The sequence below is a fragment of the Fulvivirga sp. M361 genome (assembly GCF_007097395.1).
GTDB lineage: Bacteria > Bacteroidota > Bacteroidia > Cytophagales > Cyclobacteriaceae > Fulvivirga.
The window spans coordinates 244,706-263,907 of the sequence record NZ_VKDC01000001.1 but is presented as its reverse complement, the minus strand read 5'-3'; the positions used below and the strand labels follow the sequence as shown (position 1 = coordinate 263,907).

At 42.3% G+C, this 19,202-nt stretch carries 11 protein-coding genes; 5 read left to right on the top strand and 6 right to left on the bottom strand.

Features of this window, described 5'->3' with window-relative positions; all coding sequences use genetic code 11:
- Positions 1 to 8: 8 nt before the first annotated feature.
- Together FNH22_RS01030 and FNH22_RS01025 are read right to left on the bottom strand one after the other, a co-directional pair.
- Positions 9 to 6,665 (bottom strand): hypothetical protein, encoded by a 6,657-nt coding sequence (locus FNH22_RS01030; RefSeq protein ID WP_143396429.1) that lies wholly within the window; start codon positions 6,663 to 6,665, stop codon positions 9 to 11.
- Positions 6,665 to 8,338, bottom strand: coding sequence for a hypothetical protein (locus tag FNH22_RS01025; RefSeq protein WP_143396428.1), 1,674 nt, complete (start codon positions 8,336 to 8,338; stop codon positions 6,665 to 6,667). The genes FNH22_RS01030 and FNH22_RS01025 overlap by 1 nt, the downstream gene beginning before the upstream one ends.
- 928 nt (positions 8,339 to 9,266) lie before the next feature.
- Between FNH22_RS01025 and FNH22_RS01020 the strand changes: the two genes are divergently transcribed.
- Complete coding sequence (locus FNH22_RS01020) at positions 9,267 to 9,740, top strand: transposase (protein WP_185154026.1); 474 nt, start codon at positions 9,267 to 9,269, stop codon at positions 9,738 to 9,740.
- 317 nt (positions 9,741 to 10,057) lie between these two features.
- Here FNH22_RS01020 and FNH22_RS01015 read toward each other — a convergent pair whose 3' ends face one another.
- Complete coding sequence (locus FNH22_RS01015; protein WP_143396426.1) at positions 10,058 to 10,939, bottom strand: UbiA family prenyltransferase; 882 nt, start codon at positions 10,937 to 10,939, stop codon at positions 10,058 to 10,060.
- 53 nt (positions 10,940 to 10,992) lie between these two features.
- Between FNH22_RS01015 and FNH22_RS01010 the strand changes: the two genes are divergently transcribed.
- The gene (locus FNH22_RS01010) at positions 10,993 to 12,087 is read left to right on the top strand and encodes a type III polyketide synthase (protein WP_143396425.1); all 1,095 of its coding nucleotides are present in this window, start codon (positions 10,993 to 10,995) and stop codon (positions 12,085 to 12,087) included.
- Entirely contained in the window at positions 12,087 to 12,797 is a 711-nt protein-coding gene (locus FNH22_RS01005) for a methyltransferase domain-containing protein (RefSeq protein ID WP_185154025.1), read from the top strand. Before FNH22_RS01010 ends, FNH22_RS01005 begins: the two co-directional genes overlap by 1 nt.
- Here FNH22_RS01005 and FNH22_RS01000 read toward each other — a convergent pair.
- A complete protein-coding gene (locus FNH22_RS01000) occupies positions 12,748 to 14,058 on the bottom strand; it encodes an ATP-binding protein (protein ID WP_143396423.1) in 1,311 nt (436 codons plus the stop codon). The genes FNH22_RS01005 and FNH22_RS01000 overlap by 50 nt on opposite strands.
- A 233-nt stretch (positions 14,059 to 14,291) precedes the next feature.
- Here FNH22_RS01000 and FNH22_RS00995 point away from each other — a divergent pair, with 233 nt between their 5' ends.
- Complete coding sequence (locus FNH22_RS00995) at positions 14,292 to 15,167, top strand: pirin family protein (RefSeq protein ID WP_143396422.1); 876 nt, start codon at positions 14,292 to 14,294, stop codon at positions 15,165 to 15,167.
- Positions 15,168 to 15,566: 399 nt separating this feature from the next.
- Positions 15,567 to 17,084 carry a tail fiber domain-containing protein gene (locus tag FNH22_RS00990; RefSeq protein WP_185154024.1) on the top strand — a complete coding sequence of 506 codons (1,518 nt, stop codon included), beginning with the start codon at positions 15,567 to 15,569 and terminating at the stop codon, positions 17,082 to 17,084.
- Positions 17,085 to 17,389: 305 nt separating this feature from the next.
- Here FNH22_RS00990 and FNH22_RS00985 read toward each other — a convergent pair whose 3' ends face one another.
- Together FNH22_RS00985 and FNH22_RS00980 are read right to left on the bottom strand one after the other, a co-directional pair.
- Positions 17,390 to 18,166: a LytTR family DNA-binding domain-containing protein gene (locus FNH22_RS00985; RefSeq protein ID WP_143396420.1), complete on the bottom strand. Its 777-nt coding sequence runs from the start codon at positions 18,164 to 18,166 to the stop codon at positions 17,390 to 17,392.
- Positions 18,163 to 19,179: a sensor histidine kinase gene (locus FNH22_RS00980; protein WP_143396419.1), complete on the bottom strand. Its 1,017-nt coding sequence runs from the start codon at positions 19,177 to 19,179 to the stop codon at positions 18,163 to 18,165. Before FNH22_RS00980 ends, FNH22_RS00985 begins: the two co-directional genes overlap by 4 nt.
- Positions 19,180 to 19,202: the final 23 nt, after the last annotated feature.

Below are 19,202 nucleotides of genomic sequence, written 5' to 3'. Positions count from 1 at the left end.
GTTGAATATTACAGATCCTCATTAAAACCTAAGTCAAATCCTCCACTTATTCCCAATATTTTGATCCTTCCGGAGAGTTCCCCGGAAACATTCGTACCATTTTCAAAATTCACCAGTAGTGTTCCCTTCAACTCAGCCTCAGCAATAGTAAAGTTTCCACTGTCAATCCCAATGTCGTATTTCACTCCTAAGCCGGCATAGAGATACACCCATATCCCTACTTCATTGATCTTAAATACCGGTGTAATATCGGCATCAGCCCGAATGCCCAGCTCAGCCTGGATCTTAGCCCATATTTCTGCATATCCAATTCCCCAATCCAGCTTTACACTACCGCCTGCCTTGAACCCGGTAAAAACCCCTACATTGACACGACTGGGGGTCAGGTTAAGCCAACCTCCGCCTCCAAAACCGGAACAGGTAGGATAGACTTCAATACGTTGTTCTTCACTACCAATATCAATACTCCACGTTTGGGGGCTCGCTTCAATGGCAAAACTACCTTCCAGACACGGTGCTGTGCCTACAACAGATCCGTTAGCTATAAAATGCCTTTCGGCACTATTGAAATAAAGACTGGCATGTCCGGTGATCAGGCCGGTTGCACCATCTGTTACCTTACCAATGTATTGAGGCCCGGCCATTGGAGGCGTTTCAGTACCTACTTGTGGTGGCTCAGGGACGGGTTCATCGTTAGAATCAGAAAATGAAATACCGTCATTACCGGTGGTCGCTTTTATCGTCCGGTCTCCTTTAGTGAAAGTCGCTTCGAGGTTGCTGCTCCCGTTACCGGTAATAGCGATCTGGCCAAAGTCAGAACTATACGCCAGCGTGGCGTTAGAGAATTTGTACGTGCTAAGGCTTACATCTACGCCACTATAACCAACCGCCACACCATAACTTCCACCTCCGGCAATGAGTCCGGTGGAGATCTCATTATTCGAGTACTGAATGGGGCGCTCACCATCATTCAAAGTGATGATATGCTCTCCCTTTGAAGCAGAGATCACTTTATCAGAGTTCACGGAAATGGCAAGGTCGTCCTTCTTCAGCGTGACTTCTTTTTGCTTACTCACCGAGAACTGATCGCCCTCGTTGGCAAAAAAAATATAGTTGTCCCCACCGAAAGATATCTCTTTGTTACCTGTCTTAAAACCAATATAATCCGGGTCCAGCTCAATGGTCTTTCCCTGGTAGGTAGAGCTCAAATAATATTCTCCTCCAATGGCGAACGTATCATCACCATCCCGGTATTCAACCTGATCAGTTTTAAAACTTAGTGACTTATCGCCATCATTTATAATAAAGCCCTGATCCTGGCCATCGAAGTTAATGGCAGCCGACCGATCACCCTGCTGAATAGCCGCAGAAGAAGAAGTGAGTGACAGGCTGTATTCATCATAGGCATAGTTTAGTGTGCTGCTCTGTGCATTGAAGTAATGAGCTCCTTTTTCAATTGTAAGCCCAGTCGAGACTAATGAGATCTTAGGAGAACTTCCTTTTTCATAGATCAATGCACCTCCATCACCAAAAGAAAAACCAGTATTACCCAATGGAACACTTCCCGATCCGTTCAGGTCAACCGAAATATCCTCCAGGGCAAAAGTAAAAGCATCTCCTACGGCATAAGTTACTGAGAAATCGCCAAGGGTCAATCCATAGGAATCGGTTGATTTTGCCGCTATGATCTTTTCGCCAAACCCTTCAAATGCCACCATGGCTGCGCCACTCTCATCAAAACTAAACCCTGCGGTTACTCCATCCTGACTGTATATAATTGAGTAACGATTGCCCTGGTCTATCTCAAAGGACACCTCTACGTCATCGATCCTGATGGTCTCTCTTACATTTCCTACTCTATCTAACGAAAGGTCCAGCAAGTTTCCTGCATCTGTGATGTTAACACGATAACGCGCGTTCGGGTCAAAGACAAACTGGATCTCGTGTCCCTGCAGATCAAAAGTCACCTGTTTGTCCGTGTTGATGGTAAGTGTATTTTCCTGGTAGCTTACCGTCACGTCACGATTGCTTATGCTTACCAGCATTCCGTCATAGGTCAGTTCCGCCCGTTTTGTATTTGAGGCGCCATTTACTTCAAAGAACAGGCTTTTTTCACTTCCATTCGCCAGGCGAACTGCTCCTCCACCGGTAGCATATCGTTTCAATGCTCCCACATAACCTTTGCTGCCTACTTCAATGAATTGCCCGTCTCCGGCAACACCTATTCCAAACGAGTTCTCGCTATGTACCACCTGTAGCAGACTACTGTCGGGCGTTACATAGGCAAGTATACTGTCATTGCCATGCCGGATACCCAGAAGCTGATTATTCAGCTGACCATCATAGGCGATTCTGAGCTGTCCGATCTCTTCATTTTCAAAGTCAAAATCGAATTTCTTATCCGGTTTGCTGGTACTCAGCAAAAATGAGTTACCATCATAATCCAGGCCTATCTGCCCTTCATCGGAAGTATTCCCTTCTACCGAAAGTTTACGATCATCGCCATATCCAAAAGACAGCGCACCTTGCCCGGTGCTTTTGTCTATGGAAGTATAATAATCAAAGTTATTATAGCTGACATCGATCTCTCCTCCATTCTCATGACCGGAAAGTTTAATAGTGTTACTTCCCTCTTCCAGGTCAAACAGTCCGGTTTTGGTGTCCTTATCTAAAGCAGAGATCAGATCAAATTGGGGTGTTGACAGTTCGATCTTACCTTGCGTGGCTTCTTTATTGGCAGAAAGGGTAATGTCATAATCATCATAACCGAAGCCCACGGTACCTTTCCCTTCATCCAGCTCCAGGAGTGCATTCCAGTCTGTACCACTTATAAGGGCCAGTTTTTGATAACTCTCACTTTGATTGATAAGAAACTCAACGGAGTTTTGATCATACCCTGCCGTAAATCCGGCACTCCTTTCTTCAATGTCTATATTGGCGGAAAGTGCTACCTGGTCATAAGCAAAATCAAAGTCTCCCTTACCAGATGCTCCAACTTCGAGCCCAAGGCGATTGCTTCCATCTTCTAACAGCAAGGAACCATTGGCATCTACATCCCCTTTTACGGTGATCTTCTTTTGCCCTTTCTGAAAAGAAACACCCACAGCAGGAGTTTCCGCAATTTCTCCGAATACCTCAGCATTCAGGTCACCATCCGAGTACCCAAGGCTACCGCCATCTCCACTCACACCTACACTGAGCGTTTTACTTCCGATCGGAATGTCCACATTAATATTATCCACAACATCCAGTGCTGCATCCGTTGCGGCTTCGGCAACAGCTTCTGCCACTGCCTTTTTAAGGCTACCTGCAGCAGTCATGTCTCTTCCCTGGGTATTGAGCGCGGAGATATCCCCCTCCATCTGTACAATAAAGCCTTCATTACTCACCACCACTTCAGCACCGATGTCAACCATAAACGTCTTACCTCCGCTCTGGTCTATCAACTGGATGTACATACCTGCGCCAAATTCGATATCAGGATCTATGACGGGTTTAGCCTCGCCACCTTCATTGATGTCCAGTGACATATGCCGGTAGATCTTCCCTTCAAGTCCCACCAGGTTAAACATATTGAATACGCTGATCCCGGGTCCGTCATCTACGTAGTAGGCATCAAAATACCAGTATTTCAAATTGTCTTTGTTTCCAAGGATCATATGCGCGCCCATTCTTATTTCCGAAGGGATCTTAATGGCCCCGTCAATACCTCCCTGAAGACTGGTTCCCCATTCAGGATCATTTTTGGTCATGATAAGGTAGCCGGATAAAGACGCTATCGCTGACTCTACAGAGATCTGGATAGAGTCAATGGAAAGGTTCTTGGAATTGCCCGGAGTTACTCCTGTATTGCTGATGGGTGGCGCCATGGCAGCCTGATCAGCAGATGACCCCAGGGAAGCATTTTCCAATTCGTCACTTCCGGCAGATATACTATGGAACATTACTCTTGGAGGTCCTTCTTCTCCGCTGACCTCATCCCCTAATGGCATAGTAGCTCCATAACTAAACGCATACCTCCCCGCGATCAGTGACGCCCCGATCTGGTCGATGAACATCGGGAATGTTTCATATACTCCCTCCACATGATTGTCCAGATCCTTTGCCCCATTCCTCTCGCCAAAACCAATGGCATAATCGCCATAAAGCCTGAAATCGCTTATCGCCGGAATAGAAGCGTTGATATAGGGTATATCAATATCAAGTGTCATATCCAGACGTTCGTTGTCTCTGAAGACGGCCCTCAGGATGGTGATCTCCATCCTGTTTTCCTGGCCGTACGGATTATAGATAAATTGTGAGTCGTTCAGGTCATTATCCAGGTATCCTTCCATAAAACCTGAATCGGTAATAGGGATGGTGTAGGTATATGACTTGTCCGCATCAATTAAAGGAAGCCGGATGGAACCTTTAAAATCACTCTCACTAACAGAGCTATTCACCACCGTCAGTGAAAGTTCCCTGAGTACTGTAGGGAAGGAATTGAAAGTTGCCTCTTTCTCCTCCAGAAATTTATAAAGCACAGAAAGCGATAACCCATTGGCATCCACCCAGCCTTTGTTCGTATTGAACTGATCGAGCACAAACTCTTCCAAAGAAGTCTCTGTAAAAGCTATTTGATCCGAAGCATCAATGGCCGCATCCAGGCGTACGTTAAATGTTTCAAAATACGTTCCTTTCCAGGTAGGGATATTTTTCTTTTTCTCAGGTGATTCACTTTCACTGAAATCGAAAATTATACTTGTTGGTTCCAGTACAATTCCGGTATTGGCTACCAGCCTTATGTTATTGGCTAATTTATCAGGGCTGAAATCGAAGTAAAAAAGCTGGTCTGTAAGTTCAAAAGGCAGTACGATATCTCTTTCCTCCTCACCCATCACGAGCCCCTGAGGATAAGTGACTGTACCGTTCAGGGTCGGGGTAAAACTACTGTAATCGAGGTTGATCGAGGATGTCTCCAGCAGATCTATGATATAACCAAACGGGTCAAGGAGTTCAAAATTATTTTCCTCAGTCAGAGTGACTATTCCCTTTGGTAAAAATTTGTCAAAATTGACCCATCCTTCTTTTGACACAACATAGGCCAGGTCCGGTGAGGTTACCGGATGTGAGAAAGGCCATTCTACATAGCCTTTGACCTCTAGCCCATTCTTGGTAATTCGGATAGTTGAACCGTAAAAAGTGGCTTCACCATTAAGCTCGTTCTCCGTCGTGACCTTGATCTCCCTGATATTAGCCAATGTATGTTCCACTTCACCGGATCGCAGGTAGTATAATCCTCCGGCCTCTCCAATATCTAATCCTTCAAATTCAAATTCCACGGTTTCCGAGCCATCTTCCGAAATAGCCATGACACCGTTTCCATTCAAAGATGATAAGTCGTTGGTGGTAGTTTCAGTGACAGTTACGATATGGTCACCGGCTTCAAATTGCTCGATAAGCGGTGGTCCTTTGAACGTAAAGACCTCACTGGCAGCGGTAGTTTGGATACCGCTCCTGACCTGCACCTGCCATGCATACTCCTGGTTGGTTTCCAGTGATTGGGTCAATAAAATATTAGCTCCGGTACCACTTGCATAGGTTGGGGAGGTGTAATCATACCATATCGCATTACCTTCTATGGCTTCTTCCGGTTCCTGACCCTCTTCGAGTTCCACGATCTTCAGGTAGTAGACAAATTGTTGTCCTATTCCAAGATTATCTGGCGCTTCCCAACTAAAGCTCTGGGGGGTACCCAGCTTAAAGCTGCTTTCATTCTCCGGTGCCAAAAGTTCAACAGTCCCTCCCTCACTATATCCATAGGTAAAACTATTGACCTGGCTTATTCCATTGTTTTTATACAGTTCTCTTCCTTCCGTATCCCTGGCCTGTACATAATAGGCATAGGTCTCTCCCAGATCCAGTTGTGAGGCGCTGAGATCATAAATAAATTGCGTTTGTTGCACCCATTCAGACTGGAATATCTGCAAGGCATGACCATTGTTGATCGCTACGATCGGATCGCTGTTGGGGTCTTCAATCTCAAAAACCGTAAGCTGATACTCTGTGGTGAATATGCCATCCGGTGTATTGAGGTTATTCAACTGCCACTGGAACGGGACGTTAAGTGGTTCTGCTGGCGGGATGTTGGCCCCGTCTATCGGTGCGATCATAAAGGGAGGGTCTTTCAACAATACCCATACATTAGCACAGGACCTTCTGGATAAAACTCTGCCTGACTCAAGATCTACGATCTCAAAGCAAAACGAATAAAGCCCTTCGGAAAGCCGACCGTTCTGGTTGAGAAAATCCGAAGAAACGCCACTAAAATTAAGGTTACTGACATCAGCAAACTCCTGCAAGTCCGATGAGGTCACCATTGTTGGAACTCCCGGTACAAGTGTGAATGTCTGAGAAGGAACAAAATCCTGCTTACTACTTATGGTAATCCCATTTCCCTCCAACGTGAACCTCAGAAAAACATCCCGCGAAGGCTCATTGAAATCATTGAAAAGAAGGGTCAGGCGTAAACGTTCAGAACCTGTCGAAAAATAATCATGGAAATACACTGAATTGGGCGGAATGGATACCGCACTAACCGAAGCGGGAAATTGCTGGGCTTTCAACGTGGATGTTGTAAGCCACACCATAGTTACTAAAGCAATATGTACAAACTTATTCCCCATCAAAAACTATAACTATATCCAAACTGCCCCCTGAATTCGATGGTATTCTCCTCATTTTCACCAAATGTGGCCTTGTTCAACAATGTGCTGATAAGATTGATCTTGTGATTAGACTTCAATGTATAAGAACCATTCAGCCTGAAATTCACAAAACGACTTTGAAGGCCTCCATCCATGTAGGACTGCAAAAAGGTAGTTCCTATTTGTCCTTTCAATTTCTTGTCGAAAAACGACCTTGCCACTGACACGGTCGGACCATAGGAATCGTTGATCAACCCGGTAACGGCGTTATTGGTATAGGTCATGCCTGTATTCAATATCAGGCCAGAGGAAGGGTATAAAATCTGATATCCTGAAGTGACGTTATAAAATGTAGAGCTATTACCTGCAGGATCATCCACTCCCTGGTAGCTTGCGAATACATAAGCTGTACGATTGGTTTTGCCTCCTTTAAAAATGTAATTACCCCCAAGGCTGGCATTACGTGTCACCAGCAGATAGTTCAGCGAATCGAGAAATAAAGTAGGGTCATAAGTGGTAGAAGCGCCGAAGTTAGAGTAATTAGCGGTTAAACTCAGTTGGGGATTGAGAATATACACCACGTTGAACGCACCTATATCACGTTCTGCCTCTGAAACTTTGTCGCTATTCAAATTGTCACGCTGCCGCCCGTAACTTGTACTTATGTTGACCTTATTTTTAAGCATCACCCAACTGACCGTGGCGTTCACATTTTCAATATCATTCACCAGGAAGGTAGAACCCATAGTCCTGAACTCGGGATCTATACGTTTATAGGCAAGCTTGATATTGTAGGTTTTTCCTTTGTAAGAAAAATCACTGATGATGGCTTTATTGAACTGAGTAGAAGCGTTGGTTTCCAGAAATGGGTTCAGATTATTCCGAAAGCTGAAATCATTATTCACCGTTTCCGGCAGTCTGCGATCCTGGGTATATCCTGAAAAAGCGGTTTGGATATTAATACTTAATTTTTTGGCGATCCTTCGTTTAATATTCACTCCGATCAGCGCATTCTCCTCCGGGCTTATGTTCAGTGAATCAGGAATATCCACTGATGATTCATCGTCTGCGCCACGGAAGAAAATAAAGTCTACAATATTACCGTCTTTCTCATGTGTTATTTTCGTTCCGTAACCATTGCGCGCGTAAGCCGGCATTTTCCTGAAGCTGTCCTGTATATTTCCGGGCTGAATGGGCTTGATAAGCTGCCCGTACATGGCAGAATACCTGAGGTTGGAATTTTTTGGTGATACCTCCACTCCACCCCCCAGAAAGGTATTTCCGGCAAGAGTCAGGTCAGAAAAGCTTAGACTCCGGTATCCCAGGTGAAGTTTCAGCCACTTATATTCAGGGCTCATCCCCAATTGATTAAAAGGTTGAGCGAAAGTCCGTTGCTGTTGGCTAAAATTGAAGGACAACGGTATGGAGATCCCATTATAACTAATATTCACACTACCCGAAATAAGCCAATAGAATGGATCACGCTGCGACCTTCCCGTAGTACTATAGAACGTAGTAGTAGTATTCAATTTCCCAGAAACGGATACCGGGCTTTTGAATGAGAATTTGTCCAGTTCCTGGGCTATTAAAGGCGTACAAATGCCCAAAAGAAGTGCGCATGAGGATACTATTGTTTTAAATCTATTCTTCAATTTATTCCGGGTATTTTCCCTATTTGAAGGAATGAAAACTGAAGATCAAGTCAGCCAACCTGGTGTAATCATGTATACAATGACGGATCAACGCTAACGCTACATCCCTAAATCAGCACGCATGGCGCTATCGCTATATGCGCGCCAGGAGGAATATAATAAATCATCAAAAAGTCTCATATTGATTCAAAATTTACATTTAGAGAAAGATTTTTCGGAAATATGTCCATTTGAAATACTACGTAATTTCTGGTTTTACTTAAACCACATACACTTGAGATCCAAATATTCTTACATGGTGGTCATTATCATTGCCGTAATCGATTCGAAATTCAACAATGGATGCGTCTGCTGAAATAACATTGCTTGGGAAAGAAACCGAGGTAAATCCGGATATTCTTCCAGAACGATCGGGCTCAGATGTCATATCAATGGTCACTGTCTGAAAATTCACTCTTGTCTATAATTGTAAAATATTTAAATTTAGTTGGCTCAAAATTGAGAAGATAATGGGTAAAACATCTACGCGAAAAACATCAAACTTCATGCGAAAAACATCAAACTTGGCTTTTGGAGAAGTTGAATGAGGTCGAGGGGATATAATTTAGAATCGATTAATTGATAATTGTAGTCCCGAATGAAAACGGCTTCTAGAATCGAAAAAAATATGTGGTTAGAAAAACTAACCATGAACATAGACTGCATATATCCTGACCCGTCCTAAAATCTGGCGAAAGCTGTTCTTTTGATTAATATAAACAACTGGTACCTTGTTTGAGTCTTTGGAAAAACCCTGAGCTTAAATGGTACGATTGAGTCCTTCCTAAAATCTGGTTTACCCTCACGAAAGGTTACAAAGAAAAAAACTCATAAAAATGATCTAAGGTTTGACCTTAGATCCATTGCTCACCAAATCTTCGGTGTCGATTTGTATCAAATAAATGGCGTCAGTCATGGCACAGTGCTGTGTTTACTAAGTACAATTGGAGAGGGCATCCATAAATTTCCAAGTTCTAAACATTTTGTGAGTTGGATGAGGCTTGCACCCAATAATAAAATCACGGGTGGAAAATTGATTAGCAGTAGAACACCAAAAGGGAGGAATGAATTAAGCTTAGCGCTTAGACAAGCAGCTAATGCCATTGGTAATACAAAAGAACATCCTCTTAAGCAATTCTTCAACAGAGTTGCTTACAGAAAAGGAAGAGGTGCCGCCATTACAGCTACTGCCAGAAAATTAGCGGCCATTATATACCATATGCTCACTAATAAGGAGGAATTTAATCCTGATTATCTCGGCCATCATCAAGGCTATGAAAGGCAGAAGAAGATTATCTCTATCAAAAAAATGTTAGCCAAAGTCAGTTTATCAGAGCAGGAAAGAAATTATATTTTTACTTAAATCAAAAGATACCCTCTCGCTGGATTTCAGGACAAGACATACCCCTCTGGTTTAAGTTTGTAACCATAGTCCGTCAGTTTAAGGATCTATGGGTTCTCTAACATTGACCCTTAAACTGACGGCTATGGTCGAGAACTTCCCAAAATTGCAAATAGAGTTCATCATCCAACTCTACACGTCAATTGAGGAGGGACTGGACACCAGTCATAGTCTTGAGACCAGGGCAAAATAAAAACTGTGCGGTCTCAGAAATGAAGGAAATGATGGCATGCTCACCAAAGCTTCGGTATGCGTGATAACTGCACTCAGCTGAATGCTTATCCTATAAAATGCATAGAATGCAGAAAAAAGTATATGAAAAAGAAATTAAGACTACACGATGAAATAAAGTTCAGCCGCATGGTATTGGTATAATTTGCCTGGCTCAGATCTTTTCTGGTTTTAAAGTACCAGAATCCGAAAAAGGACACAACCGGAGACATGGCCACAAAAAAAACGATGGCGTAATAGATCTCATATACGGATATAAAGTACCATGCAAAAAATCCTGAAGCGAGCGTAAATGCGAAGGCTGTAAAATGGAAAGTGCCTAAAATGCCCAGCTTAAGACTCAATGTGACATCCCCTCTTTTTGCATCTTCTTCATGCTGATAGATCTGCGTCATGGGGTAAGAGCCCCAAAGAATGGCAGAAGAAAGTAAAGCCGCCCAGAGAAGCGTACTTTTTTGCAGTTGAGCAAAGTCAAAGTCATTCAACGCCAGATAGCTCATTAAAAAAGTGAAAAAACCTTGAAAAAGCCCCGCTATGAACCAACTGGTAAATGGATATTTTTTGATACGTACTATTGGATGACTATAAGCCTTGGACACCATGCCATAAATGAACAGCATTAGTGCAAACTGCCAGCTTATCATAAACCCAAGAAGTAGTGCAATCATATCGAATAGTAAAGCAGCCAGGTATAAATCCTTGGATACCTTTGGCGGATTCTTTAGCCCGCCTATACTTTTTTCGTCTTTATCGAAGTAGCTATTGTAACCATTGCTGGCAGGATACAAGAAAAAGTGTAATATCACGAAAACAATGACTATACGGTCCGCCTTAATATTAGGTGAAACGGATAAAGCGAAAAGAAATACAGGTAAGAGAAAAAATGAGAAAGGAATGCGGAGATGAAGCCATGTGGATTTTTTTAGCATAAACTGAGACCCGTTTACCACCAAGGTATAAATTTTTAAGTATTATTGATTCAATGAGCGCCTATATAACGTCGATTGGAACAGCTAATCCGGAGCACCAGGTAAGCCAGGGGGATGTCCTTGCCTTTATGGTGAAAGCACACCAATTGAACCCACAGGAAGCTGACCATTTAAAATTGCTTTACCGGGCTACCGGAATACATTCCCGGTATACTGTACTGGAAGATTATCTCCGTAAAGAAGGTTTTACTTTCTATCCTAATTCGGAGAACATGGAGCCATTTCCAAATACAGAAGAAAGAGGAGGTCAATTTATGTTGGCAGCCTGTGATTTAAGTGTTGCGGCGGTACGTGATTGTTTACCGGAGGATTTTGACATGCACACTATTACGCATCTGATAGTGGTGAGCTGTACGGGTATGTATGCACCCGGATTGGATATCGATTTGATCTATCAGCTAGGACTGAATAAAACGATAGAACGCACCGGTATTAATTTTATGGGTTGTTATGCCGCTTTTAATGCTTTAAAAACGGCTAATGCAATTTGCCTTTCACAGCCGGGATCAAAAGTACTTATAGTTTGCACGGAGCTGTGCAGTATTCACTTTCAGAAGGAGAAGACGGACGATAATCTGTTGGCTAATGCCCTGTTTGGGGATGGGTCGGCAGCTGTATTGGTAGAGTCCGAACCTGGTGAGAAAACAGCCTTCAAAATAAACGGTTTTATGTGCGACCTGCTGCCTGACGGACAAGATGAAATGGCCTGGAAAATTGGGAATTTTGGCTTTGAGATGAAACTAAGCTCTTACGTTCCTGGTATTATTAAGGATGGAATACAACAGCTACTGGTGAGACTCAGAGATAGCTACCAAAACCTGGATTTCCATCATTATATTATTCACCCTGGCGGTAAGAAGATACTCCAGGTGATTGAAGAACAACTGGATATTACCAAAGAGCAAAACCAAAGTGCTCATCACGTTCTTCGCCATTTTGGGAATATGTCCTCTCCTACCGTCCTGTTTGTATTGAAGGAGCTATCAGGACGGATAGTAGCCTCAGATGATGAGAAGTCAATTTTAGGCCTTGCTTTCGGACCTGGCCTTACGCTGGAAAGTATGACACTTGAAGTAGCGTACAAGTGATGCCTGACTTCTCTAAAAGATCGACAGAACAAGAATGGATGGATGACTTGAACAGTTCAGGCGAAGTGATTGACCAGACACTTCGGGAACTGGAGATCATTAACAGACTACTAGGAGGCAATGAAGTCACCACAAATGGGTTGAAAAAACTAATAGCAGGACTTAAAGAAAAGCCAAAAAGACTGAAAATTGTGGACCTGGGCTGTGGCGGTGGAGATATGTTAATCAGGATTGCCAAGTGGGGCCGTAAGTCTCGCATTGACCTGGAATTAATAGGTATAGATGCCAATCCCCATATAGTGGCGTATGCTGAACGGAATACGGCAAAGTATCCGGAAATAAGTTATAAGGCCTGGAATATATTTGGAGATAAGTTCAATAAGTTAGATTATGATGTGATGGTAAGCACGTTATTCACGCACCATTTTACAGATGAACAACTAGTAACTCTTTTCGATCAATGTTGTGACAAAGCGAAGAAAGGCATTGTCATAAATGATATACACCGCCATTGGTTTGCGTATTATTCCATTAAATGGCTCACTACATGGTTCTCCAAATCAGATATGGTAAAGAATGATGCGGCAGTTTCTGTACTAAGGTCTTTTCACAGGGAAGGATTGCGGAAGCTCTTCAGGAATGCACCGTATCGCACCTTGTCTATCCAATGGAAATGGGCCTTCCGGTGGCAGTTGGTTGTATGGAAATAGCTTCTTCCAGCGTTAAAGCCGGTTTTCTTTCCAGAGAAGATATTATCATACGCTCAGGAATCCTTATGTAAAACGTAGTTCCGACGTCAAGTTCAGATTCCAGTGATACATCAGAGCCCCATGTATCTACTATTTTTTTAACGACAGCTAACCCGATACCCGTGCTACCCTCTATTTCTTCTTCGTGGTCTAATGTTTGAAACATTTCAAAGATCTTGTGCTGGTACTTTTCTTCGATACCGTTTCCATTGTCTTTTACGAACAGGTGCCATTGGTCATTGAGTTTAGTCATGCCTACCTCCACTTTAATAAAAGGCTTGTGACTATATTTAAGCGCATTGTCTATCAGATTATAAAGTAATTGGTAGATCGTTAACTTACCCGCATTAAGAATAGGAAGGTTTTTGTTAGCCAGAATTTTGAATTGTTTAGGGGATGATATTGAATCTGCAATGGCCTTGACCATACTCTTAACATCAACGGACTCAGGAAGAATTTCTTTGCTGCTCATTTTAAGATAGGTCAGCATATCATCCAGGAGGTAATCTATTTTTCTAACCCTTGATTGCATTAATTCGAACAACTCTGTCCCCTGTCGGTCTAATTTATTGGTATAATCTCTGGCGAGCCATTCTGAAATATGACCGATCCCGCGTAGCGGGGCTTTCAGGTTATGAGATGTCACATATGCGAACTTCCTAAGTTCTTCCTGGTGTGATTCTATTTGTTTTTTGTTTTTGGTGATGATGTCTTGCTGCCTTTTTATCTCACCCATTTTAAGCCTGTCTTGTTTATGTTTTCTGAATATCAAAATGATCAATAAGACCAGGAGAAACGAAATAATCATCCATAAATAGGTCGCTTTTTTCTGTTGGTTCTGTTCAAATGTCTGAACGTTAGTTTCCATTTGTACAAGATCATTTTCCAACGTTGCGATTAAATGAAATGCATTGGAAAGTTGGGAATCTTCTTTATCGGCTGAGGCATCCCGGTATACGAATGGAAAAATATCATCAAGACCTTTCTCAACTACCTTTGCAGCTTGTGAAGTAACTTCACTTACCGGAATTCTACGAAAACGATGTTGCTCATGAGCGAAATCGCCTGAAGGTTCTGATGATACCCATACCCGGTACGGTATGGAGAGATACGCTTCCTTAGTGGCCTTCCCATCAAACCGGGACCCACTGTCAACAGCCACAGCCTGCACCCCCCAACACAAAAAAATCAACCCTGCTATTATTCTTTTACTCCAATCCATACCTTTAAATCTTCCTTACAAATCTAGAGTCAAAAGCGCTGTCACTCAATAGCATATAACAGGTATATTATATCTAGGCAAAAACACTTAGAACTGAAATAAATCATGTAATGTTCTGACAGCATGCGTGTTATAAAATTTTTAATTTTCCTGGCTTCATACCGTTACTACTGGCTGATATAAATGAAAAAATAACTTTAGATTGAGCTATCTTTATTGAAAGAAATCACAATATGTCTAACATCGGACTGATAATAGAAGAACGCAGCCGTGATATAGGCTCTTTCCTGGTAGGGCGCCTTATTCCTTTTAGAAAAAAGAGAATGATTGGCCCATTTATATTCATTGACCATATGGGCCCCTCTAAAGTTGGTCCAACACATTTCCTGGACATAGGCCAACATCCTCATATTGGTTTATCTACCCTTACTTACCTGTTTGAAGGGGAGATCATGCACCGGGACAGCATTGGTACAGCTCAAAAGATCACCCCTGGCTCGGTAAACTGGATGACTGCAGGTAAGGGCGTCGTACATACTGAAAGGACCCCCGGAGAGCTCAGATCAGGATCAGAACATGTGCTTCATGGCTTTCAGATATGGGTGGCGTTACCCAGGGAGCTGGAAAGCATGGAGCCGGAGTTTTTTCATGCCGAGCATACAGCATTGCCCCGCTGGAAGGATAATGAGGCTTCTTATACCCTTGTGGCAGGTGAGGCCTACGGTAAAAGATCACCTGTGCCGGTTCATTCAGAGCTGTTTATGGTAGAAATTAAATGCCAGGATAAGTATGAATTAGATACGACTCTGCTGAATTTAAAAGGTGAAATAGGAGTATGCATTGTGGAAGGATACATAGAAGCCTGTGGTGAGCGAATAGAACAAGGCAATTTACTGGTGTCAAAAGAAGAAGATGTTTGTCGTTTGGCAATGGGGGAGCATACACATGTCTTACTGTTTGGAGGTAAGCCATTCGAAGAAGAACGGTATATATTTTGGAATTTTGTGTCTTCCGATAAGGTAAAGATCGAAGAGGCGAAAAAAGCCTGGAAAGAGAAGCAATTTAAAATGGTAGATGGAGAGAAGGGGTATATTCCGTTGCCTGAATGATGTATAGCTACCTGGAACAGTTATAGACCCTGAAGCTATTGTCTCATTATGTTGATAATGATCACAAAAGGATTGAATTCTTTGATGAAGTGATTTAACCAAAGCTCTCGGTGTTCCATAGCAATGTTATGGTATTTGTCTGGTTCTCAATGCATATGCAAAGCAGGATAGAACAAACGCTTTTTTGATAAGAGGTGAGTATTGATTATCAGTGTATTAGAACAATTTCTCAATCTTTATAATGATTTATTTGTAATCATTTTTCATGAATTATTAAGTATTTTCATAGTATAAATCAATTTTTTATTAAAAAGTACTTATGAAGTAAACAGAAAAAATTACCAAAGTATGGTGCATTATATGGGCTTAACTTTAAGTTTAAAATTTAACCCCACTATTATGAAAACCAACAAATTACTACTGATGATTTTGTGTGTGTCGGCTCTTTCTATGGCCCAGGCCCAGGAATTCTGGTTCCCCAGCGCTCCCAAAAATCCGAACGTGACTACCGTACGACCCGGGCGAACAGGGGTCGGCATCCCCACAGCAAGTTTTAATGCATTCAATACCGGCACAGGACGTTATACCGTAGCTAACCGAGTAGGCTTCCTGGTGCAGGGAAGTAACTTTACGGATGTGTTTAACATTGGTCATTTGCTTACCGGTGACTTTGGAGAAGAGAAAGTTGGAGATGTATGGACCTCCGTTGGAGGGCCGGGCAGCCCCGGTATTTCCGGTTTGCCTCTTTATGGAACGAGACATCAGTTTGATCGTTATTCGGTGAATATGGCGCTGACCGACCGTAATATTATTACCGGCTCCCCGGGTACCAGTGGTATTAGGGATGCTATCCTGTTTTGGGATGCCAGCCCTGCCAACAATGGTCGCATGTATATTGGTAAGACATTGGGCTCTGGCAGGATCAGTCCTGATATTGTGATCAATCCAAATGGGAATGTTGGTATTGGAACGACTTCGGCATCTTCTCAACTTACAATTGGTGGTTCTATAAGGGCGCAAGGTGCAGGCAGATTTGAAACCTTTATTACTGTTAGCGACTTTGCCTCTTTTGGAGATGATGTGTTAGTGAATTCAGGAACAGTGCAAACACGTAGTATAACTGGAATTTTTGATCTTACATTTGGCAATGGCACAATACTATCAATTGGTAATATAATTCCTTCCGGAGGCAGAAGCCTCGGGGCTTCTTCCAGGGGTTGGCTTAATGTTTTTGCAAACAACTTCGTGAGTACGTCAGATATTCGTGCAAAGGATAAAATTAAACCTATCACCTATGGCTTAGCACATATCCAGGAACTGAATCCTGTTAGCTATCAATGGAAAAATAGTGACGAAAATGAGATTCATGTCGGATTAATTGCGCAGGAAGTGAGTAAAGTCATTCCGGAAATAGTGTATGACCCTACCAAAGAAATTCGTTATGATTCGGCCGGTCGGGCTTTACCTGCAGATTCTGATGCGCTATATGGTATACGCTATAACGAGCTAATCCCCGTAATGATCAAAGCCATACAGGAAATGAGCCTGAAAATGGAGGAACAGGAAAAAGTAATAGCACGTTTGACCAGGGAAAATACCCGGGTTATCGACGACGCACTTGGCCAAAGTCCGGATACCTCCACAGGCTCACTGAGCTCTCTTGAGTTGTATCAAAATACACCTAATCCATTTGATCAGTCTACCACTATTCGATACTACCTACCGGAAGATACACAGAAAGCCCAATTGTTTTTATATGATATTAACGGACAGCAGGTAAGGAATATCGAGCTATCTGAAAATGGCGCAGGGTCTATGACCATTACGGCAGGTGAATTGGGCGCCGGAATATATTTCTATACTTTGTACGCTGATGGAGAAGTAAGTCAAACCCGAAAAATGCTCTTGACGGATTGATTTGGCGATGATTTTATAAGAGATTCGCTTGTAGGAGCAATGGATAATGATCCTACAAGCGAATTGCTTTTTTAAGCTAAGCGTTTCATTTCATATAGGTTTACCTCCTGCAAGTCTTACCACAATGTCTTCTTTGCAAACCATTGTAAGTACCGGTACCTGTCCTTTCATTGAAAAAGTACATATTACTTTGAAAGGCAAGAAACTGTTGTATGATGAATAGACAAATAAGAAGAAATGAAAACGATGAAGAGAGGGACTTCAAGTAGTGACGATAGGAAAAGGAATTGGTAATGTAGAACCGATCAATTATTCAACCATTCTTTAAAATCCGCTGTCCGACTCCTGCTCACCACCAGTTTGCCTGAATAGGGAATATTCAAAAGTAATTCCAGCCTGTTGTTCTGATAACTCTTTACTTCCTGGATGGTGTCTATGTTTACAATATACTGGCGACTGATGCGGAAAAAATGCTGTGGGTCCAATAACTCGTTGGCCAATTCTTCCAGTGTATGATCGATCATGTATTTCTTACCTGTATGCTTTAAAATCAGGTAACAAATTTTGTCTTCAGCGTAAAAGTAGGCTGCTTCATTGGTATTTTTAAATTGGATCCGGCTACCAAATTTAACCAGGAAGCGTTGCTTGTATTTTTTTGGATTTTGGGATAGGATACGCTCTAACAGATCTCTGTCAACGGTAGGTTGTACCTCTCTGTTATTGGCGCTTATTGTTTTAAACTTATTCAGTGCAGTGCTCAACTCATCTTTTTTAATAGGCTTAAGAAGGTAATCCACGCTATTGAGCTTGAAGGCCTTTAGCGCATATTCGTCATAAGCGGTGGTGAAGATCACCGGCTTAGGATAGTTGATCTTATTGAAAATCTCAAAACTCTTGCCATCAGCGAGCTGTATGTCCAGAAAAACCAGGTCCAGCTCGTCCCGGCGACTGTCCATAAAGACGGCGGCATCTTTCACCGTGTCAATACTGTCCAATACTTCGATGGTATCATCGCAATGTATCAGCATTTGTTCCAGGCGCTCGCTCGCCAGCGCTTCATCTTCTACAATTAATACCTTCATAAGTCTTCTTTTATAATAGGCACTTTAACCGTAAACACATCATTGGCGTTGATAACCATCGCATCCTTACCACAAAGATAGTCGTATCGGTTTTTAATATTATTCAACCCCAGGTTAGTAGATTCTTCTTTTATTTCCTTCAGTTGGATCGTATTTTCTACAATTATATAAGACCCATTAGAAAAAATACGAATAGAAAGGGGACTATTTCTGGAAACCACATTGTGCTTGATAGCATTTTCTACCAATAGCTGTAACGTAGCCGGAGCAATGTATGTGTCTCTTAGATCTTTGGCAATATCTTTTTGAATCTCCAGATTATCCTGGAACCGGATTTTGAGTAAATAAATGTACGACTCTATGAAAGCCATCTCCTCGCTAAGTTTGACTAATTTATTTTGCTGATTGTAAAGTAGGTACCGATATACATTACTCAATTGATCAATAAACTTGGAAGAGGTGTCAGCATCTTTATATACCAATGAAGACAACACATTGAAACTATTGAACAGAAAATGTGGATTGATCTGATTTCTTAGCGCTTCAAAACGTGCTTCAGCATGTTGCTTTTTTAATGTTTCAGCTTCAAGCTGGGCATTTTTAAAACGCGTTATAAAGTAATAAATGGCATTGATAGAATGTAAGAATAGGTTAACCCTGAAAGCAAAACCCAAAGACAATTTAAAAGTGATCATGTTATGGGCCTCATCTTCATAGCTCAGGTAAAGTGCCCCTGTGACCAATAAAGAAATGAGCGTCACTGACAGCAGGCTGATCAGGAAAAAAGCTACCAGTGGATGTAGTTTCGCCTTCCATTCTGCTTTCTCTATTTGATATTGCACCAACCGGTTCGTTTCCCACAGAGCTAATACCATGAGCAGCAACGTGGTAAAGAACAGTATTGGATTGATGTCATAGCCAAATAACCGGTCTCCTTCCGTGAACAAAATGTTCAGGTAGGAGTAAGCTGCTAGCAGCAGGGTGAATAAGTATCGGTATTTGACCTTGAACATAATCTAAAAATAGTAAGAAAATA